General features: G+C 54.7%; 17 protein-coding genes. 11 read left to right on the forward strand and 6 right to left on the reverse strand.

Annotated features, from left to right (window positions below; translation table 11 throughout):
- Positions 1-80: 80 nt before the first annotated feature.
- From O146_RS0104830 to O146_RS0104840, 3 genes are all read right to left on the reverse strand, one after another.
- Positions 81-2,390 (reverse strand): HelD family protein, encoded by a 2,310-nt coding sequence (locus O146_RS0104830; RefSeq protein WP_027017823.1) that lies wholly within the window; start codon positions 2,388-2,390, stop codon positions 81-83.
- A gap of 14 nt (positions 2,391-2,404) precedes the next feature.
- A complete protein-coding gene (locus O146_RS0104835; protein WP_021352217.1) occupies positions 2,405-3,256 on the reverse strand; it encodes a DoxX family protein in 852 nt (283 codons plus the stop codon).
- 92 nt (positions 3,257-3,348) lie between these two features.
- Positions 3,349-3,948: an MBL fold metallo-hydrolase gene (locus tag O146_RS0104840; protein ID WP_021352216.1), complete on the reverse strand. Its 600-nt coding sequence runs from the start codon at positions 3,946-3,948 to the stop codon at positions 3,349-3,351.
- A gap of 128 nt (positions 3,949-4,076) precedes the next feature.
- Between O146_RS0104840 and uvrA the strand changes: the two genes are divergently transcribed.
- The 7 genes from uvrA to pheT all read left to right on the forward strand — a co-directional run bounded on the left by uvrA (position 4,077) and on the right by pheT (position 13,067).
- Entirely contained in the window at positions 4,077-6,920 is a 2,844-nt protein-coding gene (gene uvrA, locus O146_RS0104845) for an excinuclease ABC subunit UvrA (RefSeq protein ID WP_027017824.1), read from the forward strand.
- 315 nt (positions 6,921-7,235) lie between these two features.
- Positions 7,236-7,757, forward strand: coding sequence for a translation initiation factor IF-3 (gene infC / locus O146_RS11170; protein ID WP_081703749.1), 522 nt, complete (start codon positions 7,236-7,238; stop codon positions 7,755-7,757).
- A gap of 33 nt (positions 7,758-7,790) precedes the next feature.
- The gene (gene rpmI / locus O146_RS0104855; RefSeq protein ID WP_018120128.1) at positions 7,791-7,985 is read left to right on the forward strand and encodes a 50S ribosomal protein L35; all 195 of its coding nucleotides are present in this window, start codon (positions 7,791-7,793) and stop codon (positions 7,983-7,985) included.
- Between the two features lie 58 nt (positions 7,986-8,043).
- Positions 8,044-8,427: a 50S ribosomal protein L20 gene (rplT, locus tag O146_RS0104860; RefSeq protein WP_021352214.1), complete on the forward strand. Its 384-nt coding sequence runs from the start codon at positions 8,044-8,046 to the stop codon at positions 8,425-8,427.
- Between the two features lie 104 nt (positions 8,428-8,531).
- On the forward strand, positions 8,532-9,353 hold the full coding sequence (locus O146_RS0104865; protein ID WP_021352213.1) for a TrmH family RNA methyltransferase: 822 nt from the start codon (positions 8,532-8,534) through the stop codon (positions 9,351-9,353).
- 121 nt (positions 9,354-9,474) lie between these two features.
- Positions 9,475-10,533, forward strand: coding sequence for a phenylalanine--tRNA ligase subunit alpha (pheS, locus tag O146_RS0104870; RefSeq protein ID WP_021352212.1), 1,059 nt, complete (start codon positions 9,475-9,477; stop codon positions 10,531-10,533).
- 29 nt (positions 10,534-10,562) lie between these two features.
- Positions 10,563-13,067: a phenylalanine--tRNA ligase subunit beta gene (pheT, locus tag O146_RS0104875; RefSeq protein WP_027017826.1), complete on the forward strand. Its 2,505-nt coding sequence runs from the start codon at positions 10,563-10,565 to the stop codon at positions 13,065-13,067.
- A 271-nt stretch (positions 13,068-13,338) separates the two neighbouring features.
- Here the strand turns inward: pheT and O146_RS0104880 are convergent, their stop codons facing one another.
- From O146_RS0104880 to O146_RS0104890, 3 genes are all read right to left on the reverse strand, one after another.
- Entirely contained in the window at positions 13,339-14,367 is a 1,029-nt protein-coding gene (locus O146_RS0104880; RefSeq protein ID WP_021352210.1) for an ornithine cyclodeaminase, read from the reverse strand.
- A gap of 91 nt (positions 14,368-14,458) precedes the next feature.
- A complete protein-coding gene (locus O146_RS0104885; protein WP_255364749.1) occupies positions 14,459-15,874 on the reverse strand; it encodes an amino acid permease in 1,416 nt (471 codons plus the stop codon).
- 441 nt (positions 15,875-16,315) lie between these two features.
- On the reverse strand, positions 16,316-17,335 hold the full coding sequence (locus O146_RS0104890; protein WP_027017827.1) for a formamidase: 1,020 nt from the start codon (positions 17,333-17,335) through the stop codon (positions 16,316-16,318).
- A gap of 151 nt (positions 17,336-17,486) precedes the next feature.
- On the opposite strand from O146_RS0104890, the gene argC reads away from it, so the two are divergent.
- From argC to O146_RS11175, 4 genes are all read left to right on the forward strand, one after another.
- Positions 17,487-18,530 carry an N-acetyl-gamma-glutamyl-phosphate reductase gene (gene argC, locus O146_RS0104895; RefSeq protein WP_027017828.1) on the forward strand — a complete coding sequence of 348 codons (1,044 nt, stop codon included), beginning with the start codon at positions 17,487-17,489 and terminating at the stop codon, positions 18,528-18,530.
- A gap of 116 nt (positions 18,531-18,646) precedes the next feature.
- Positions 18,647-19,882, forward strand: a complete 1,236-nt coding sequence (argJ, locus tag O146_RS0104900; RefSeq protein WP_238633875.1) for a bifunctional glutamate N-acetyltransferase/amino-acid acetyltransferase ArgJ — start codon at positions 18,647-18,649, stop codon at positions 19,880-19,882.
- A 43-nt stretch (positions 19,883-19,925) separates the two neighbouring features.
- A complete protein-coding gene (gene argB / locus O146_RS0104905; protein WP_027017830.1) occupies positions 19,926-20,861 on the forward strand; it encodes an acetylglutamate kinase in 936 nt (311 codons plus the stop codon).
- Entirely contained in the window at positions 20,858-22,030 is a 1,173-nt protein-coding gene (locus O146_RS11175) for an acetylornithine transaminase (protein ID WP_051619259.1), read from the forward strand. Before argB ends, O146_RS11175 begins: the two co-directional genes overlap by 4 nt.
- Positions 22,031-22,037: the final 7 nt, after the last annotated feature.

Genomic DNA, 22,037 nt, shown 5'->3' on the forward strand with positions numbered 1-22,037 from the left:
AGTTAGACAGGCACCGACCGGTGAAAACCGGCGTGGTACTAGTGCCTGTCTAATCTCAACCCTGCTAAGTCCAAGCCTTCTTAGTCCCACCCTGCTAAGTCCAACGTTCCGATAATGCTGAGCGTCTGCGTTGCGCGGGTACATGCAACGTAGAGATCCTGCCATCCGCGCGAGGAAGCAGCGATGATTTCTTTCGGTTCAACGACGATCACGTGGTCAAATTCTAGGCCCTTGTACGTGGTGGCATTGTGGGCAGAAATAATCGCATAACTGCGCTGGTTTTGGTCAGCGGTATCGTCTTCCGCACTCGCGGCAGTCTCGTCTGCGCGCAATTGATCACGAACCTCCTCAGGTGAGGTACCACTTGGTAGCCAGCGCACAGCGCCTTTCCGGTTACGGATAGCCTGGGCCACTGTGGTATCTGGGCTGTACTTGTGCACGATGCTTTCGGCCAGCTCAGCGATTTCCACCGGTGTTCGATAATTAATCGTCAGTTGATGCTGCCGGTAGCGCTTGCCGACGAACGGCTCCAATGCCTCGCTCCAGCTATCACAGCCAGCCGGTGAACTCGTTTGGGCAGGATCCCCAACTACCGTCATCCATCGGTTAGGGCTCCGGCGAAACACCATTCGCCATTCCATCGCAGAAAGTTCCTGCGCTTCGTCGACGACAACGTGTCCGAATGCCCAGGTACGGTCGCCTTCTGCCCGCTCTGCGGTGGTCCGATAATCGCGTGCCTGCTGGCGACGCGCTAAGGTTTCCGCGTCGATCACGTGGTGCGCAGACAGTATTTCTGAGTCGAAGACATCATCGTTATCGGTGGATTCCGAAGTAGCCAGGATATCCAGTGCACCCTCGGCTTCTTCCAGTGCTTCGCGCCATTCCTGCTCATCCGCAGCAGCTTGCTGTTCGTCATCACCGCTGCCCAGCAGCTGGGCAAGCTCATCCAACAGTGCGGCATCAGAATCCGACCATCCTTGCTCCGAACGCCATAGGGCAGACGCGAATTCTTCGCCCCCGTTACCGCGACAAGCAGCGTGCAATGTCTCGCGGTCGGATAACAGTTCGCGCAATACTTGGCGCGGCCCTAACTGCGGCCAGAACTCGTCTACAAGCTCGTCGACGATGGCCTCATCGGAAATATCTTCATGCAACGCTGAAATATCCGCGCTATTGAGTAGGTTGCCACCATCTAGTGGATCGTGGCCTATGATTTCAGCCAAACCCTGCGCAAGAAGCTCTTGGAGCTGCTCACTGAAGATTTCACGGGCTTCGTTGTGCGGTTTTCGCGACCGTCGTGCTTTTGTACGAGCTGTTTTCACCATGGTTGGTGTCAGCTCCACGCGAGTGCCTTCTAGCACCACTTCCCGGCTATGCTTCGGCACGTGTTGATAAGCCTTGACCGCTGCCTTCAATACATCGACCATCTGCAGCGAGCCTTTGACCCGTCGGGTTTCAGCAGTGTCGTGCAAGGTAGGGCGCAACCCCGGGTAGAGACGGCCAATCGTACTTAGAACCACGCCAGTTTCCCCCAATTCGGGAAGAACCTGCGAAATATAGTTCAAAAAAGTCGGGTTCGGCCCGATGATCAATACGCCGGTCCGTGAAAGCTGCTCCCGCCAGGTGTATAACAAGTAGGCCACTCGGTGCAGCGCGACGGCAGTTTTCCCTGTGCCGGGTCCTCCTTCCACGACGAGAACCCCGCGGGTGCTATCGCGAATGATCGCATCCTGCTCTCGCTGGATGGTTTCTACGATGGACTCCATGTGTTCACCGCGAGCGCTATTCATTGCGTGCAGCAGTGCAGCCTCGCCGGCTACATCAGCGCGATCCGCGTCGCCTGGAGCGGTGCCAGATAGGAGCTCGTCGTCGATATCCTTGACGACGCGATCCGCGGTGCGAATATGTCGGCGAACCCGTACTCCCTCTGGGTGGGCAGTAGTGGCCAAATAGAACGGCCGAGCCATAGGGGCGCGCCAGTCGATCAGCAGTGAACGGTAGTCGTCATCACGATCCATGAGACCGATGCGTCCGATATATCGGCGGTCCAGACCCTCTGACGTCGGGTTTTCACCTTTCGCGTCCACATCTATGCGTCCAAAAACCAGACCGATCTGCGCCAGGTTCAACTGGTCGAGTTTTTCTTGCAGTCGGTGATATTCGGTTTCGCGACGCAGCAAGGCATCGGAATCAGCATTGGCAGGGTCGATAGTTAGCTGTGCGTCGGCAAGACGCTGTCGTGCTTGAGAGACATCTGAATCCAAAATGCCGAACAAAGCATCAACATAGCTTTGTTCGGCAGCGAGCTCTGCAGAATAGTTCGAGTGATGTACCCGTTTGGTTCTCTGCGAGCCCGTGGATTGCTGTCCCGTAGTTCTACGGGGAGACAATGGTCAGTATTTTCCTAGAAATCGATTTTCTTGTCGAGCTTCTTCATAGCCTTGGACAGAGCTTTGTCTGCCTTGCTTTGAATCTTCTCGGCGTTCTTGCGGGCCTTCTTTGCCTTCTTGCCGTGCTTCTTCTCGGCGTCCTTCAGAGCATCATTGGCCTTGTCCTGGGCCTTTTTAGCGGCCTTTACGGTGCTCTTCTTGGCGGTTTTGGCGTTGGAGCGTGCAGCATCCAGCCATTCATTGGCATTCTTGGACCAGTCGCCCTTGTTGTCCTTGACGTAGGCCTGCGCCTTTTCGCTGGAATCCTTGATCCAGTCGCTAGCCTGACCACCGAATTCGCCTGCTTTTTCGCGGGCATCCTGGAGCATCTTTTCGGAATCAGACTGTGTTGGCAGTGCCTGCTGCATCTTCTTGCCAGCCTGCTTCGAAGCGTGTTCTGCGCGCCACTTCAGGCCTGGTTTGCCCTCGGTGTCTTGGGAAGCGATGAACAAGCCACCCAGCAAAGCTGAGGAAGTAGCGAAGTTGTTTAGACGTGCGCGGCGCTCGTCATCTTCGTCTGCAGACCAGAAAGCATCGCGGGTGAAAAGCGTCGGCAAGCTAGTGATTGCCAGGGTTGCAGCAGCCAGACGTGGTGCCTTACCGATAGCAAACAGGGAACCAGCACCAACTTTAATGCCGCCCAAAGCGCGAGCGACGGTCTTTGGGCTGTTAGGAATAGCGTCCGCGATGTCTGCTGGGACGATCTTGCGCACACGCGCGATCAGGTCTTCGGTGGTGTCAACGCGTTCGTTAGTCTTACGCAGCGCATCAACGCCGTCGAGGATGAAGACTGAAGCCAGCATTGGTCGTGCGATCTTGCGGATCATAGCTAGTAATGCTCCTTGTAATAGTAGCTTGAAGTACTAAGCGCTAATTCTACGTTATCTGCCTACAAAGTGTGGTGGGCATTGTTCGTTACTTACCAGCGTCGTTCCCACCATTCTGTAAGTTTGCCGCGCTCTTCTCCCAAAGTGGTTGGGTTACCGTGCCCGGGCCAAACTTTGGTTTCATCGGGGTATTGGTCAAAAATCCGGTCGCTGACGTCGTGGAACAAGCGCACGAAATCGCCTTCGGAATCGGTTTTTCCTAAACCGCCCGGGAATAGCGAATCGCCGACGAACAAGTTTGGTACACCATCAATCACAGCAGCTAAAGCGACTCCACCGGGAGTATGCCCACGCAAGATAATCACTGGGTATTCCTTGCCAGCGAATTCGAGAACGTCGCCATGCTGTAGCTCCACATCGATGTTGCCGGGGATTGCTGGGGCATCCAGGTATGACGCGTAGTGCTTTGCGCCAGTTTTTTCCAACAACTCTTCCAACGCGCGCGTGTGATCCCAGTGGCGGTGGGTGGTCAACACCGTGGTGATGGTGACTCCTAATTCCTGAGCGAAAGCTAGCAGCCGTGGGGCATCGTCTGCGGCGTCGATTAGTAACGCCTGGTCGCCGTCGACAAGAAAATAACACTGGTTGTCCATCTCTGATATGGACACAGAATGTAACGCTAGGGTGCTCATGCAGACAGTTTACGTCGATAATGGTTGCTGCATACAACCTGGTAGTTTTGAAGGGACGAGAGCGTCTAAAGCGTGCTGGTTGCAGCCGGATATATAAACAGAAAATTGTGGGAAGGCTTGGTGGATCCGTGGCGGATCGTTTGGTGGTCAAAGGTGCACGCGAACATAACCTAAAAGGCGTGGACATTGATTTGCCACGCGATAAGATGATCGCGTTTACCGGGCTTTCTGGCTCGGGTAAATCCTCACTGGCGTTCGATACTATTTTTGCCGAAGGGCAACGTCGATATGTGGAATCATTGTCTTCGTATGCCCGTATGTTCCTCGGGCAAATGGACAAGCCGGACGTCGAGTTTATTGAAGGCTTGTCGCCAGCGGTTTCAATTGACCAAAAGTCAACCAACCACAACCCGCGTTCGACTGTCGGGACGATCACTGAGATTTACGACTACTTGCGTTTGCTGTTTTCGCGTGCAGGCACCCCGCATTGTCCTACCTGCGATGCCGTGATCGAACGGCAAACCACACAAATGATCGTCGATCAGGTGCTTGCGCACGAGGAAAAAGCCAAATTCCAGGTGCTAGCGCCAGTCGTGCGCACACGCAAGGGCGAGTTTGTGGATCTGTTTGCTGATTTGTCTGCACAAGGTTTTTCTCGCGCACGGATTGATGGTGAAATCTATCAGCTGAGTGATCCACCGACACTGAAAAAGCAGATCAAGCACGATATCGACGTCATCGTGGACCGTTTGCAGGTTAAGGCTTCACAAAAACAACGGTTGACCGATTCGGTGGAGACGGCCTTGCGTCTTGCCGACGGCCTGGTGACCATTGATTTTGTTGATGATCCGGATTCTACTCGGATGTTTTCTGAGAACTCCGCCTGCCCAAACGGGCATGCTCTGACGATTGATGAGTATGAACCCCGCTCCTTTTCCTTTAACTCGCCGTACGGTGCTTGCCCGAGTTGTGACGGTTTAGGCTCACGCCACGAGGTGGACCAGGATTTGTTGATTCCGGATCCGGATGCCCCAGCCAATAAGGCGGTGCAGCCCTGGTACGCCAGCCCGAATCAACGGTATTTCGTTAAATTAGTCGAAGGTCTGGCCAAGACGCTGGATTTTGACCCGGAGACACCATTTTCACAACTGACTAAGCAGCAGCGTGATGCGCTGGTTAATGGCACGAAAACTGAAGTTCGTGTGCGGTACCGAAACCGTTACGGTCGGCAGCGCGATTGGACGGCCCCGTTCGAAGGTGCGGCAGGGTATGTGCGTCGCAAGTTGGATACTGCCGAATCGGATTCACAAAAAGACCGTTTCATGGCTTATACCCGCCAGGTGCCGTGCAAGAAGTGCAAGGGCACACGCTTGAAACCGGAGATCCTCGCTGTGCGGCTGGCTTCTACCTCGCATGGTGAGCTTTCGATCGCCGGGCTGGCAGAGCTACCGATTGAAGAAGCCACGCAGTTCCTGGATACGCTGCAGTTGGATCACCGTAACGAAATCATCGCTGGTGCAGTACTCAAAGAGATCCAAGCGCGTCTGCAATTTCTTGTCGACGTCGGACTGACCTATCTCACGCTCAACCGTGGTGCTTCCACCCTTTCTGGTGGTGAGGCCCAGCGTATCCGCTTGGCCACGCAAATCGGAGCCGGGCTCGCCGGTGTGTTGTACGTGTTGGATGAGCCGTCCATTGGTTTGCATCAACGTGATAATCACAGGTTAATCGCTACTTTGCAGCGCTTGCGCGATTTGGGTAACACCTTGATTGTCGTGGAACATGATGAAGACACGATTCGTGCCTCGGATTGGATGGTCGATATTGGCCCGCGCGCCGGTGAATATGGCGGCGAGGTCGTTTATCAGGGGGCCCCTGCAGGGATTGTGGATTGCCCGGGATCGTTAACCGGGGATTACCTGTCTGGGCGTAAGGTTTTGGCAGTTCCAGAAAAGCGTCGTCCAATTGATAAGGAGCGGCAGCTGACCGTTGTTGGTGCTCGGGAAAATAATCTGCGTGGCATCAACGTCACCATTCCGCTAGGGGTGCTGTGTTGCATCACGGGAGTTTCGGGATCGGGAAAATCTACCGTGGTCAACGGCATTTTGGCGAAGACTTTGGCCAACGAGCTTAACCGTGCCCGTCAGGTTCCGGGGCGGGCGAAGCGCGTGGAAGGTATCGAAAACCTGGACAAGATGGTGCAGGTCGATCAGTCACCGATTGGGCGTACTCCGCGTTCCAATCCAGCGACCTATACCGGTGTGTTCGATAAGATCCGCAACCTATTTGCCGAAACACAAGAGGCTAAGGTGCGCGGTTATAAGCCTGGGCGTTTCTCCTTCAACGTGAAGGGAGGGCGTTGCGAATCCTGCCAAGGCGAAGGCACTCTCAAGATTGAGATGAACTTCCTTCCTGATGTGTTTGTGCCTTGTGAGGTGTGTCAGGGCGCGCGTTATAACCGGGAAACACTGGAAGTGCATTATAAAGGCAAAAACATTGCCGAAGTGTTGAATATGCCGATTTCGGAAGCAGCCGAGTTCTTCGAGCCGATTACTTCAATCCATCGCTATCTAGCGACGCTTGTCGACGTCGGCTTGGGCTACGTGCGCTTGGGGCAATCAGCGACGACGCTGTCCGGTGGTGAGGCGCAGCGGGTGAAACTGGCATCGGAGTTGCAAAAGCGTTCGCATGGTCGCACTGTCTATATTCTGGACGAGCCGACCACAGGGTTGCACTTTGAGGACATTCGCCGCTTGATGTTGGTAATTCAAGGCCTGGTGGACAAAGGGAATTCAGTGCTGATTATTGAGCATAACCTGGATGTAATTAAGGCAGCAGACTGGATTGTCGACATGGGGCCCGAAGGCGGCTCTGGTGGCGGCACTGTGGTGGCGCAAGGTACTCCAGAGGATGTGGCCAAGGTGGAAGCCTCTTATACCGGGCAATTTTTGGCGGAAATCCTGCATGCTTAGAGCGAGTGATGGCCCTGTTCGGAGCGAGTGACCGCAATGCAGCGGCATTCCTATGGGGAAGGTGCTCATCGATTTGTGTGATTGATTAATGCGTGCTAGATTGATGTGTACTACCACCTAGGGTTCCGTCCAGGAACTTAGGTCGCAAGTGGAGTCTCCTCCCACCTTATACCGCTCCGTGAGCTGGTTACGGGTAAAGGTGCATACGTCGAGTGATCTCTGTGTTGATCCCTGACGTGTGCTTTCTCGGGGGGAGTGCTCTTATTGTGGCAGGGTAGACGTTTCATTCGCCCCTTTTGAACTTAGGAGTCACACATCAGCGCTGAAGCTCGCATTAATGAGCGTATTCGAGTACCGGAAGTCCGTCTTATCGGTCCTGAAGGTGAGCAGGTTGGTGTCGTTCGTACAGACGACGCCCGCAAAGTTGCCTATGAGGCCGATCTTGATCTAGTTGAGGTTGCGCCGAACGCAAAGCCACCTGTCGCAAAGATCATGGACTACGGCAAGTTCAAGTACGAACAAGCCCAAAAAGCCCGTGAGTCCAAGAAGAATCAGCAGCAGACCGTCGTCAAGGAGCAAAAGCTTCGTCCAAAAATTGACGACCATGACTATGAGACCAAAAAGGGCAATGTTGTCCGCTTCCTGGAAAAGGGCTCCAAGGTCAAGGTAACCATCATGTTCCGCGGTCGTGAGCAGTCGCGCCCTGAACTTGGTTTCCGCTTACTGGAACGCTTGGCTAACGATGTCGAAGAATATGGCGTCGTGGAAGCCAAACCGAAGCAGGATGGTCGCAACATGACCATGGTGCTTGGTCCAGTACGCAAGGGCAAGAAATAACGAACCGTCAATTAAAGGGATTAAGGAAACTCCATGAAGCAGAAGACCCACAAGGGCACAGCAAAGCGATTCAAGCAGACTGGTTCCGGCAAGTTGCGTCGTGAGCAGGCGAATCGTCGCCACCTGCTGGAGCACAAGCCTTCTAAGCGCACCCGCCGTCTGAAGGGTGACGTTGACGTTGCACAGGCTGATCAGAAGCGCATCAAGCGTTTGCTTGGCAAGGCCTAAAGGCCCACTCGTTTCATCCCACATCAGTACCAACAACAAGATTTAAGGAAGTTTCACCGTGGCACGAGTAAAGCGGTCCGTTAACGCCAAGAAGAAGCGTCGCACAATCCTGAAGTCCGCAAAGGGCTACCGGGGTCAGCGCTCCCGCCGCTACCGCGTAGCAAAAGAGCAGTGGTTGCACTCCATGACTTACGCTTACCGCGACCGTCGCGCGCGTAAGTCGGAATTCCGCAAACTGTGGATCCAGCGTATCAACGCTGCAGCCCGCATGAACGACATCACCTACAACCGTCTGATCCACGGCCTGCGTTTGGCTGAGATCGAGGTTGACCGCAAGATGCTTGCAGAGCTGGCTGTCAATGATTTTGACACTTTCTCCGCACTGTGTGAGGCTGCCAAGTCCGCACTGCCTGCCGACGTCAACGCACCGGCAAACGCTTAATTTTCCGCGCAACACCGTACGTATGCGCCACACGCCCTCGGAAGATTCCGGGGGCGTTTTGCTGTTCTGCAGACCTTAACTCTGATCCCGTAGACTAAGCCACCATGACGCTAGATTTTTCCGCCCCGTTTACCGAGCGCACACCGCGCGTGTCCCGAGCAGCGAAGCTGCACCGTGCCGCCGTCCGTAAGAAAGAACAACGTTTCCTTATCGAAGGCGAGAATTCAGTAGACGCGGCAGTCTCGACGGGTGCAGCGACTGATCTGTTTGTAACGCAGAGTGCTGCTGAGCGTTTCGAGCATATTGTGAGCACCGCAGGGTTTATGGATGTGTATATTCACCCGATTACTGACGGTGCGGCGAAATTACTTTCGGAAACGACAACCACCCCGGGTATCTTCGCGGTTTGTTTACCCGTGATGTTTAGTGCCGGCAAAATCATCAAATCTTCCCCGAGCTTGCTGACGATACCTGTGGAAACTTCAGAACCGGGGAACGCGGGCACACTAATCCGCGTTTCGGATGCCCTTGGTGCAGACGGCGTCGTATTCGCGGGAAACACTGTTGATCCGCACTCCAACAAAGTGGCGCGTGCATCTGCGGGTTCACTATTCCATACACCCGTGGCGCGAGAAACAGGCGTTAACGATGTATTGGGCCAGTTACGCGCGGCAAATCTGCAGATCTTGGCGACGTCCGCCGATGGGGAGATAACTCTAGAAGAAGCTGAAGAATCTGGCATGTTGCACAAACCCACTGCTTGGTTGTTGGGAAATGAGGCGCATGGTCTTTCTGCGGGTGTGGCTGCTCGCGCTGATCACCGAGTGTCAATCCCTATTCGTGGCAACGCGGAATCACTGAATCTAGCGACGGCTGCATCAATCTGCCTTTACGAATCCGCCAAAGCGCAAAACCGGCGTCGCTAAAGCATTTGTGCTGAGCACGTAAAGGCTACTCCGCTACCTGTTACGTATTGTTGATCGCTAGACTGGCATGCGGACGAAACCGAATTCTTAACTACTACCGATTACTGCGAGGACTGCTGACGTGTCGAACGCACCTGATAACGGAACTGATATTGATTTGAGCCAGGAAGCTTTGGATGCTGCTGCTGAGAAAGCTATGGCAGATTTCTCAGCGGCATCCACTATGGAAGAACTTGCCGAAGCACGACGGCAACATCTTGGGGATGGCGCTTATATTCCTCGCGCTCGACAATCATTAGGCTCATTGCCCAAGGACCAACGCAAAGCCGCTGGAAAAGCCGTTAATATGGCACGTGGTAAAGCGGAAAAGGCTTATTCGCAAATTCATGCAGAATTAGAGGAACAAGAGCGACAAGCCCAACTGATCCGGGAAAGAGTTGACGTCACTGTTCCGACCACACGGCACCAAACTGGAGCGCTGCACCCAATCACTGCTTTGTCTGAGCGGATTTCAGATATTTTCATCGGTATGGGCTGGGAGATCGCTGATGGACCAGAGGTCGAGGCCGAATATTTCAACTTTGATGCGCTGAACTTCAAGCCAGACCACCCGGCTCGGACGCTGCAGGATACCTTCCACGTTGGTAAACCAGGCTCACAGCAGGTGTTGCGCACCCACACTTCGCCGGTGCAGGTTCGGTCTATGCTTGAACGCGATGTGCCCCTCTATATTGCTTGCCCGGGCCGAGTGTTCCGCACCGATGAACTCGATGCCACTCACACCCCGGTGTTCCATCAGATTGAAGGTTTAGCCGTCGACAAGGGGCTGAACATGGCCCACCTGCGCGGCACTCTCGATCACTTGGCAAAAACGCTTTTCGGCCCAGAGACCACCACGCGTATGCGTACAAACTATTTTCCGTTCACTGAGCCTTCCGCTGAGGTCGATGTCTGGTTCCCAAACAAAAAGGGCGGTGCCGGCTGGATCGAATGGGGCGGATGTGGCATGGTCAACCCCAACGTCTTGACTGCCGTTGGTGTTGACCCGAACGAATACACTGGTTTTGCCTTCGGCATGGGGCTGGAGCGCACCCTGCAGTTCCGTAATGGTCTCTCGGATATGCGCGATATGGTCGAAGGCGACGTCCGCTTTACCTTGCCATTCGGAATCCACGCTTAACCATCAACCCAGAATAAGGAGCCGCAACAATGTTGATCACCCAGAACTGGGTTAGCCGTCTACTGAACCAGCACAACCCGGAGTGGGCCGTCAGCCCAGCCGATTTCGACGGTGGCTATGTCCGCGTTGGTTTTGAAACTGAAGGCTATGAGGCAATCGAAAAAACCACTGGACCTCTGGTGTTTGGGCGTGTGGAAAACATCGAAGAACTGACCGAGTTCAAAAAGCCGATCCGATACTGCCATGTGCACGTTGGTAAAGCCAATGGCACAGGCGAGCTGCAGGAAATTATTTGTGGTGCACGGAACTTCGCAGAAGGTGACCTAGTGGTTATCGCTCTTCCCGGAACCGTGTTGCCCGGGGGCTTCGCCATCGGCGAGCGCAAGACCTACGGCAAGATGTCTCGCGGCATGATTTGCTCGGTAGCTGAGCTGGGTCTGACTGATAAATCTGATGGTATTTTGACTCTCCCGGCTGATGCCGGTGAGCCAGGCGAGGATGCCCGTGGTTATTTGGGCTTGGACGATGTCATCTTCGATGTCAACATCACTCCGGACCGTGGCTACGCTCTTTCCGCTCGTGGTTTGTCTCGTGAGATCGCCTCGGCGTTTGACTTGAAATATGTGGATCCCGCAGTCGACCCTTCTGTTGCAGGACTGAGCACTGAAGGAGTGCCTGCTGCCGACGGCGAAACCCTGTCCGTCAACATCGCCGAGGACACTAAGACTCGTCGTTTTGGTCTCCGCAAAGTCACCGGAATTGACCCGAAAGCGCAGTCACCATGGTGGATGCAGCGCGAACTGATGCTTTCCGGCCAGCGTCCAGTCAATGCTGCTACGGATATCACGAACTACCTGATGTTGCTGCTAGGCCAGCCAATGCACGCGTTCGACGCCAGCAAGATTCAAGGCGGCCTCACGGTGCGGTGTGCAGAAGAAGGCGAGAAATTTGAGACGCTCGATCACGTCGACCGTACCCTGAATGCAGAAGACGTCGTGATCTGTGATGAGTCTGGCATCCAGTCCCTGGCTGGTGTTATGGGGGGTACCACCTCTGAAATCAGCGCTGAGACCACTGATGTCTACTTCGAGGCCGCTAACTGGGATCCGATCACAGTGGCGCGTACTTCGCGCCGGCATAAGTTGTCCTCGGAAGCATCCCGTCGTTTTGAACGCGGCGTTGACCCAGCATTGGTTGAGATTAGCCTGGACCTGGCCTGCGCGTTGCTCGCGGAGATCGCTGGCGGAACGGTAGAAGCCACCCGAAGTGTGCAGGGGGAAGTTCCCGCGGCGCCGGAAATTGCCATGGATATCAATTTCCCGTCTCGGATCGCTGGCGTTGACTACCCGGAACAAACTGTTATCGGGCGTCTGGAAGAGATCGGCGCGGAAGTCTCCCAGGACGGTGCACAATTGCGTGTGACTCCACCAACTTGGCGTTCTGACTTGACGGTTGCTGTCGACCTGGTGGAGGAAGTATTGCGCTTGGAAGGGTTGGAAGATATTCCGACCATCTTGCCGACACCATCGGCAGGGCGCGGGTTAAGCCCTGCGCAAAAGCGCCGCCGTGCAGTTGGTCATGCTTTGGCGTATTCCGGTTATGCGGAGATCTTGCCGACGCCATTCATTGCTAATGATATTTTCGATACTTGGGGATTGGCTGCTGACGACCCACGCCGCAACACCGTGGCAGTGCAAAACCCGCTGGAATCTGACCATGCGGTTTTGGGAACCACGCTGCTGCCTTCGATGCTGGATGCGGTACGCCGTAACGTCGCACGGGGCCGTGACTCGGTTGGTTTGTTCGGTCTCCAACAGGTGAGCTTCGCTGTTGCGGATCACACCCCTATGCCGTCGGTTGCCGCGCGGCCGGATGATGCCACCGTGGCGAGCGTAATCAATAGTTTGCCGCGACAGCCGCTGCACGTGGCAACCGTAGGTTCCGGTGAGCTGGAATTTACCGGACCGTGGGGTAGCGGTCGTCATTACACCTATGCAGATGCTATCGAGTCTGCGCGCATCGTGGCGCGTGCGTGTGGGGTAGAACTGGAAATTGCGAACGCAGAATATTTGCCGTGGCACCCGGGACGCTGCGCGCAACTGAGTGTTGCGGGCACCGTGGTTGGTCACGCTGGTGAGCTGCACCCACAGGTTGTCGAAGCTCTTGGACTTCCTGCGCGTGCGTGCGCTATGGAATTGAATCTTTCCGCTTTGCCGTTGGACGAATCCTTCCCGGCGCCGCGCCTGTCGGCCTTCCCGGCTTTGCACCAAGATTTGGCGCTGGTCGTCGACGACGAGGTACCTGCCGAGACTGTGCGCCGCGTCGTTGAATCGGCAGCAGGTGACTTGCTGGAATCCGTGGAGCTTTTCGATGTCTTCCGTGGCGAACAACTGGGAGCAGGCAAGAAGTCGCTAGCATTTAACTTGGTATTCCGCGCCGATGATCGGACCTTGACTGATGATGAGGTCAATGAATACCGTGTGCAAGCTGCAGAGAAGGCTCGCGTCGAGCTGGGAGCTCACATGCGTGCATAAAAAGTTTCCGACTGTGCTGGTGCTTCTTTCAGCTTTTCTTGGGGCAGCATCAGCCTGCGATTTCGATCTACAGCGTGGGGGACTGTCTCTCAAGCATGGAAAAGAATTGCTGAAGGAATAGAGTTGCAGATAGAAAATGCGCACTACCAACCGGTAGTGCGCATTTTTCAGCTTAGTGCCTTTCAGCTTAGTGCCTAAGCATCTCTACTAATGAGCTGCCTAGGCGCTTATAAGCCGCGTGCTTAAGCCCTTGAGATCGCTTAGACCAGAGTTAGACCAGGGAAGGAACTTCCGCGACCAGCGAGAAGAGATCCTTTGGATCCTCTGGGTTGGCGATCAAGTCGATGTCGGTCTCGAGCTCGGTACCGGCGACATCGTCGCGGAGGTAACGCAAGGCCGAGAAATCATTGATGGCGAAACCGACGGAGTCGAACAAGGTAATCTCCTCATCGGATGAACGACCCTTTTCTTTGCCGGTGATGACCTTCCAGAACTCAACAACCTCGTAGTCGTCTGGCTTCTGCTGGATCTCGCCTTCGATGCGGGTCTGCTCAGGCAGTTCGACGAAGACGGTGGACATATCCAGGATGTCTTCTACCAACTCGGTCTTGCCAGGGCAGTCGCCGCCAACTGCGTTGATGTGTACGCCGGGCTTGACGTGCTGGGTGCCCAGAATCTGGTTCTGTGCCTTATCCGCGGTGCAAGTGGTGATGATGTCGGCACCTTCGACAGCTTCTTCGGTGGTGGAGCAGACGGTGATGTTGAAGCCCAGCGGTTCCAGGTTGCGGCGAACCTTCTCCAAGGCCTCAGGGTCTACGTCGTAGATACGGATGTCTTCGATGCCCAGGGTTCCACGGAAGCCCAAAGCCTGGAATTCAGCCTGCGAACCGGCACCAATCATGGCCATGGTCTTGGAATCTGGGCGAGCCAGCTTCTTGGCCACCATGGAAGACACTGCTGCGGTGCGCAATGCAGTCAGCAACGTCATCTCAGCCAAGAAGGTTGGGTAACCATTGTCGACGTCGGCAAGCATGCCGTACGCGGTAACAGTCTGGAAACCGCGTGCTGGGTTGGATGGGTGACCGTTAACGTACTTGAAGGAGTACTCTTCGCCGTTCGACGTCGGCATCAGCTCGATGACGCCAAACGGGGTGTGGCTAGCAACGCGAGGGATGAGATCGAAACGCTCCCACTCGGAGTAATCCTTCTCCAGGTAGCTAACCATACCGGTGATGATTTTTTCGACACCTTCACGCTGGATCCAGCGTGCCATATTGTCGACATCTACAAATTTGACCATATTTTTGGTCTCCTTTCGGATTGTGCTTCTTCGTTCCGGGCCGACCGCTAAAGATTATTTGGGCTGGCCGGAAGAGCTGTTCGAAAGCTATTTATTCGCCAGATTCCTGGCTATTGCTTCCTTCATTGTACGCGTTCATTCGAGCTTGGCGAGCTTCTAGCTGTGCCATTACCTGCGGTTTGCACGCCCGCCAGCCTAACCAGAACATCGGGATGAGCAGCAGAGACGCTGCCAATGTGTAGGTTCCCACCGGCCAGTCGAAAGCCATGAGGATGATCACAACACCGATAAAGATCACAACTGCGATATCGCCCCAGGCGTTAAACGGACTGCGGTAGCTGGAGCGTTCGTACTCACCGGTCTTGGAAAGTTTGACGAATTTCCAGTGTGCCATGCTGATTGCTGCCCAACTGGCCATGGTTCCCAGAGCTGCCAGGTTCAGCACAATTTCGAAGGCCATTTCTGGGACCACGAAGTTCAAGAACACGCCAGCGAATGCGATGGCTCCGGCAAGCAGGATACCGCCGTAAGGCACACCGTCCTTTGACAGTGCTTTACCGAATTTTGGACCAGAACCGGAAATCGACATGTTGTACATCACTCGACCAGTGGAATACAGACCCGCGTTGAGCGAGGACAGTGCCGCAGTGATTAGAACCAGCTGGAAAATCGGTGCAGCTACGCCAATGCCGAAAGAATCAAAGAAGGTCACGAATGGTGAGACGCCGGCAATGTATTCGGTGTGCGGCAGAACCATGGTCAACAGCATAACCGAACCAAAGTAGAAGAAGATGATGCGGAACAACACCGCATTGACGGCCTTCGGGATGATCTTTTCGACGTTTTTGGTTTCACCCGAAGTTGTACCAACGAGTTCGATACCTGCGTATGCGAAAACAACACCTTGGATAACGACAATGGCAGGCAACAAGCCGTTTGGTAACCATCCGCCGCCTTCGCTAATGAGCTGGAATCCAGTGTCGTATCCCTGCGGATGGCCGGTGAGAACTACCCAAATACCCAGAGCCATGAATACCAAGAGCCCAACGATCTTGATCAAGGAGAACCAGTATTCCAGTTCGCCGAAAATCTTGACCGAAAGCATATTGAAGCCCAGGATGAATACAACGACTCCCAGTGCCAGCAGCCATTGCGGGATGCTGTCCAGAACGGACGTGTAGCGATCAAACCAAAGGATGTAGAGGGCCACCGCGGTGGAGTCTGCGATGATGGTCATCGCCCAGTTGCCCCAATACAGCCACCCTGTAATAAAGGCTGCTTTTTCGCCATAGAATTCACGGGCATACGACACGAACGAACCCGATGACGGCCGGTAAACGATCAGCTCGCCCAGTCCGCGCAGAATGATATAGCCGAAGAAACCACAAACTAGATAGAGGACTGCCAGGAATGGTCCGGCCTGTTCCAGACGTCCCCCGGTGCCTAACAGCAAGCCGGTTCCGATCGCAGAACCTATAGCGATCATTTGTAGTTGACGTTGACCCATTCCTTTGGATAGGCCTTGATCCTCATCAAGATAGGATGCACGCCTTCCGTCTGTTGTCGGCCCCATTGCGCCGCCGTGCGGCTGGGGTTTTTGTTCTGACATATGACTTATTCACCTTCCAGTCGGTGGAGTGTAACGCTCGGCAGGCTAAAGTGCCTGGCGGCATCACATAAAGAGAATGTGACACGGGCTACGCCCAAGTGTTCTTAGAATAAGTGACTCAGGTTATGAAAACAACTGGGGTTGTTGAACAGCTTTCGGATTTTCTATGAATCCGCCAGCGGGGGGTGTTTTTGAGCATGGCGAGTCTGCATCGCTAAACAAAAAGTGGCTAACACGACATCGCTCTGACATCGTGTTAGCCACAGGAGACAATCAGCCTTTAAGGCTTTCTGGCTTTAGGGCTTTCTGGAACGAAAGCTTTACCGGAAAGACGGCCTCTTATTTCTTGAACTTTTCTGGTAATGGTCCCAGCTGTGGGCCATCTGGGTAGTACTTCCAGCCGTCTTTAATGCGTACTTCATCCGCCCACGGGAGCTTATACTGCCCCTTGGCGAGATCATCGATCCAGGTGAGGTAGTTTTCGGTGGCGCCACCAGGAACAGCGACATAGCCCCGATTGCCCAGGTTGAAGATGTTGTTTTCCAAGCCCCAGTTGATGCGAGCCTTATCGGCAAGCGCCGGGAAGATCTCGGCGGTGACAATCTCGTCTGGGTTACGGTGGCCTTCCGCGATGAGGTTTCCGTCGTAGTTGCACACATTGCCTTCACCGAAGTAATAGAAGACATTGTCGTACCCTGCCAAGTTGACGGATGCGGTGAACATGAGGTTCTGGAACGCATTGGTCTTGTTGGTCATTATCCATTGATCTTGCACCTGCGTGCTGTAACCAGAAATGCGGATATAGACATTTGCGCCTTTATATGCTGCTTCGCGGGCCAGTTCCGGGAACATGCCGTCGTGGCAGATGTTAACAGCGAGTTTCGACCCTTTTGGCCCGTCACAAACAGGCATGCCGAGGTCACCGGGCGACCAGGGCTCGATTGGTGTCCAGGGCTGTAGCTTGCGGTAGTGGAGGGCTAGTTCGCCATTGTTGTCGATGATGATCGCGGTATTAAATGGCGGCTTTCCTTCTTCGTGGTGTGGCTCCATGATGGAGAAGACGCCCCAAACGTCGTTGTCTTTACACGCTTTGCGGAACTGATCGACCTCAGGAGAGTCAACTGCGATGAGGAATTCATCATAGGACCAGATTGCGGTGTTGAGCCCCGATGTGGAGTATTCCGGGAAAACGATCAAGTCCAAGTCCGGATAACCGGCTTTGGTTGATGCTACACGGCGGCAGATCTCGTCCACGTTTTTCTGTACGTCTTCTGGGCTTTCAACGATGGGGACGCGGTACTGCACAAGGGCCATGAGCAAGCCGTCGGGTGAAGCAGAAATCGAACCAGTGCTAGACATGGGTCACTCCTTCAGGTGATGTGGGTTACGATATGTGTCCCACTGTACGCCTAAAGGTGGCCACGCCGCGGTTTTCTGCGAAGAAAGGCCGGTAAATATTCATGATTGAATAATTTGCACTTTCTTGCATAAAGTTTGCTAGGGTGGCGCTATGACGATTTCAGTTGCTGTAGCAGGAGCCACCGGTTATGCAGGCGGTGAGATTCTCCGCTTGTTGCTGAACCATCCGCGTTATCGGGATGGTGACTTGCGAATCGGTGCACTGACTGGCCACTCACATGCCGGTAAGCCTGTTTCACAGCAGATGCCGCATTTGTTACAGCTACGTGATCGTATGATTGAAGACACCACAGTCGAAGTTCTGTCTGGTCACGATGTTGTTTTCTTGGGCCTGCCACACGGGCACTCTGCAGAATTCGCGAAGCAGCTGCCAAACGACACCATAATCATTGACTGTGCGGCTGATTTCCGGCTACAGAAGAAAGCGGACTGGGATGCGTACTATGGCGGGGAATATGCAGGCCAGTGGCCGTATGGTATTCCAGAAATGCCAGGGCACCGCGCTGAAATTGCGGCAGCAAACAAGGTAGCTGTTCCTGGGTGTTTTCCCACGGGAATGACGCTTGCTTTACTGCCTGCCGTAGCGGCAGCAGTAATCGAACCGGCAATCAACATCGTCTCGATTACCGGTACGTCTGGTGCTGGTAAAAAGGCCGCGGTTGCGCTGTTAGGGTCTGAAACCACGGGTAACCTGCGTGCTTATAACACCTCCGGCAAGCACCGCCACAACCCAGAAGTGGTGCAAAACCTCCGCGAAATCCGCGATCAGGACTACCGCATCAACTTCACGCCGGTGCTTGCACCCGCAACCCGCGGAATTTTGACCACGGCTACCGCACAACTTACGGCGCCGTTGTCGCAAGAAGAAATCACCGATATCTTTCATGATTTCTACCGTGATGAGCCATTCATTCAGGTGCTCCCTGCAGGTCAGCAACCGGAAACGCAGCATGTCATTGGCGCAAACACTTGCCAGATACAAGCCGAGGTCAACGAAGCAACCAACACTTTGTTGATCACCGCAGTACTCGACAACTTAACCAAAGGGACCGGTGGAGCGGCTGTGCAATGCATGAACCTGATGCTGGGGTTTGAGGAAACCGCCGGGCTTACTCACCCAGGCCTAGCGCCCTAACCCGACGAGGGCGAACCGTAGATGCGCCGAATAAAACGCCAACGAAGCTAATACCAGCTTTGCGCACAGCGCCGGCACAAATGTTTTAGCCAACCATAAAACTACGAGGATTTCCTATGACCAACCTAGAGAGCAGCGCAGATAGCTCCACGCCACAGGCAGGATCGAATAGCGAATCTGCCCATAGTGCCCGCGGAGTTACCGTGCCACAGGGATTTCGGGCGGCGAGTGTCAAAGCGGGAATCAAGCCCTCCGGCAAGACTGACTTAGCGTTAGTTGTCAACGATGGCCCAGAATTTTCCGCGGCAGGTGTTTTCACTCGGAACCGCGTGGTGGCTGCGCCGGTTAAGGTCTCGCGTGAAGCTCTTGCCGACGGTCAGTTGCGCGCAGTGCTGTATAACGCTGGCAATGCCAACGCGTGCAATGGTGCACTGGGGCTTCGCGACGCACAGCAGATGCAGACTGAACTTGCTGAATTACTGAATTTCGACTCCAACCACGTAGCTGTATGTTCAACCGGGCTGATTGGTGAGCCGATGCCGATGGACAACGTATCGGCTGGTATCGAAAAACTACCTGGTGTGTTGGGAAATAGCCCAGACCATGGCGAGGGTGCAGCACGAGCGATCATGACCACCGATACCACGGTGAAACAAACTCTGGTGAATGGCGATGGCTGGAGCCTCGGTGGAATGGGCAAAGGTGTAGGCATGATGGCACCATCGCTGGCCACCATGTTGGTGTGCTTGACGACGGACTTGTCAGCTACCCCAGAACAACTCGCTATTGCGTTGCAGAAAGCAACTGCGCTGACTTTTGACACCCTCGATGTGGACGGATCGACCTCCACGAACGACACCGTGGTACTGATGGCCAGCGGGGCATCCGGTGAGACTACCACGCAAGAAGCATTGAATGAAGCGGTTCTCGCGGCCTGTGCGGACTTGGCAGACCAATTGCAAGCGGATGCCGAAGGTGTCACCAAGCGCGTGAAAATCACTGTCGAAGGCACCACGGATGACTTACAGGCGCTCAATGCCGCTCGCACGCTGGGCCGCGACAACCTTTTCAAATGTGCCATGTTTGGTTCAGATCCCAACTGGGGGCGCGTTTTGGCCGCCGTCGGTATGGCTGATGCGGACATGGATCCGGATAACATCAGCGTCTATTTCAACAATCATGCGGTCTGCAAAGCCACCACTGGTACGCCGGCTGCACGCGAGGTCGACCTGTCTGGGGCTGATATCGACGTCCGAGTAGATCTTGGCACCGGTGGTCCGGGCAGCGCTTTCGTGCGCACCACTGACCTGTCTCATGACTACGTCGAAATTAATTCGGCATACAGCTCATAACGCGTCCCCAAGACAAAAACCAGGAAATAAGGAGCCCGTGGCCATGTTGGAACACCTCAGTAACCGCGACCGAGCAGCAGTGCTGTCTGAAGCATTGCCATGGCTACAACACCTTCGCGACAAGATAGTCGTCGTCAAGTATGGCGGCAATGCCATGGTGGATGACGAGTTAAAAGCAGCGTTTGCGAAAGACATGGTGTTGTTGCGCACGATCGGGGCTCGACCCGTAGTCGTCCACGGCGGTGGACCGCAGATTACGGAGATGCTAGAGCGTCTTGGCCTTGAAGGGGAGTTTAAGGGCGGCTTTCGGGTTACTACTCCAGAGGTCATGGATGTCGTTCGCATGGTGTTGTTTGGGCAAGTTGGCCGTGATTTGGTAGGTCTTATCAATTCCCATGGGCCGTATGCGGTCGGAACCTCTGGCGAAGATGCGGGGCTGTTTACCGCAGAAAAGCGCTATCTAGATATCGAGGGAGAACAAGTAGATATCGGACACGTGGGTGATATCGTCAGCGTCAACCCGGAAGCCTTGATGGACATTATTGCTGCCGGGCGCATTCCTGTGGTTTCCACAATTGCGCCTGATCACGACGGCGAGGTGTACAACATTAACGCCGATATTGCTGCTGGAGCATTAGCTTCTGCGATTGGGGCGGAACGTTTGTTGGTACTGACCAATGTGGAAGGCCTTTATAAAGACTGGCCGGACCGCGATTCGCTGGTTTCTACCATTGAAGTTGACGAGCTCGACGCCTTGTTACCGGGGCTGGATAGCGGCATGATCCCGAAAATGGAAGCCTGCCTCAATGCAGTTCGCGGTGGCGTTAATGCAGCCCATGTTATCGACGGCAGGGAAGCGCACTCGGTGGTGCTGGAGCTACTCACCGAAGGCGGTGTGGGCACCATGGTGTTGCCAAATAATCACCGAAGCAGGGACTATCCCGGCGGAACCGTGCTGCGAAAGGATGATCACGCATGATGCAGAAAACAGCAAACGATTGGTCTAGTGCATTGATGAATAACTACGGGATCCCCGCTATCAGTTTAACCGGTGGGCAAGGCATGTATCTCACAGATACTGAGGGGAAGCGTTATCTCGATATGCTAGCTGGCATCGCGGTCAATGCTTTGGGGCAAGCGCACCCGGATATTGTCGAGGCTGTGAGCACGCAGATCGCCACACTGGGGCATACCTCAAACATCTTCGCCACCCCGCATTCTGTTGAGGTTGCTACTTCGCTGAAACAGCGCTTCGCTGATGGCAAAGACGACAGCGCTCGGGTGTTTTTCTGCAATTCCGGGGCGGAAGCTAATGAGGCTGCGTTCAAGATTGCCCGCCTGACAGGTCGTGGCCGGGTATTGGCAGCAGAGGCCGGCTTTCATGGGCGCACTATGGGCGCACTCGCGCTGACGGGACAACCAGAAAAACGAGCCCCATTTGAACCGCTGCCAGGTGGTGTGGATTTCTACCCCTACGGCGACGTGCAGAAACTGCGTGAGATCGTCGAGGAAGATCCTGACGGCATTGCCGCGATTTTCGCCGAGCCAATTCAAGGCGAAACCGGGGTGATTCCCGCGCCGGAAGGTTTCCTGGCTGCAGTGCGTCAGCTGTGCGACGACTACGGCATTCTTATGGTCGCTGATGAGGTACAAACCGGGGTAGGACGAACCGGAAAGTTTTTCGCCCATGAGTACGCCGGAGTGGTTCCAGACGTCGTCACCATGGCCAAAGGCCTCGGCGGTGGTCTGCCGATGGGGGCAGTGCTGGCTCGCGGTGCAGCTGCACAATACCTCCAGCCCGGCCAGCACGGCACCACGTTTGGTGGAAATCCTGTGGTCTTGGCAGCAGCCCGCACGGTGCTTAACACTCTGGATGAAAGATTCTTGCAGCACGTACGTGAAATCGGTGCGTATCTTCGCAGCCAGCTGCAGCAGCTTTCCGCAGTCTCGGAAGTTCGCGGTACCGGTTTGATGCTCGGAGTGGTGCTCGAGTCAGCGAACGCGAAAGAGATCGTCGTTGCAGGTCTCGAGCGCGGCCTGATCCTTAACGCTCCAAGTGACAAGGTCGTGCGCTTGACTCCACCGCTAATTATCGAACGACGACACGTCGATGAATGCGTAACAATACTGCAAGAAATACTCGATTAAGGACTTT

This window comes from Corynebacterium pseudodiphtheriticum DSM 44287, from assembly GCF_000688415.1.
Lineage (GTDB): Bacteria > Actinomycetota > Actinomycetes > Mycobacteriales > Mycobacteriaceae > Corynebacterium > Corynebacterium pseudodiphtheriticum.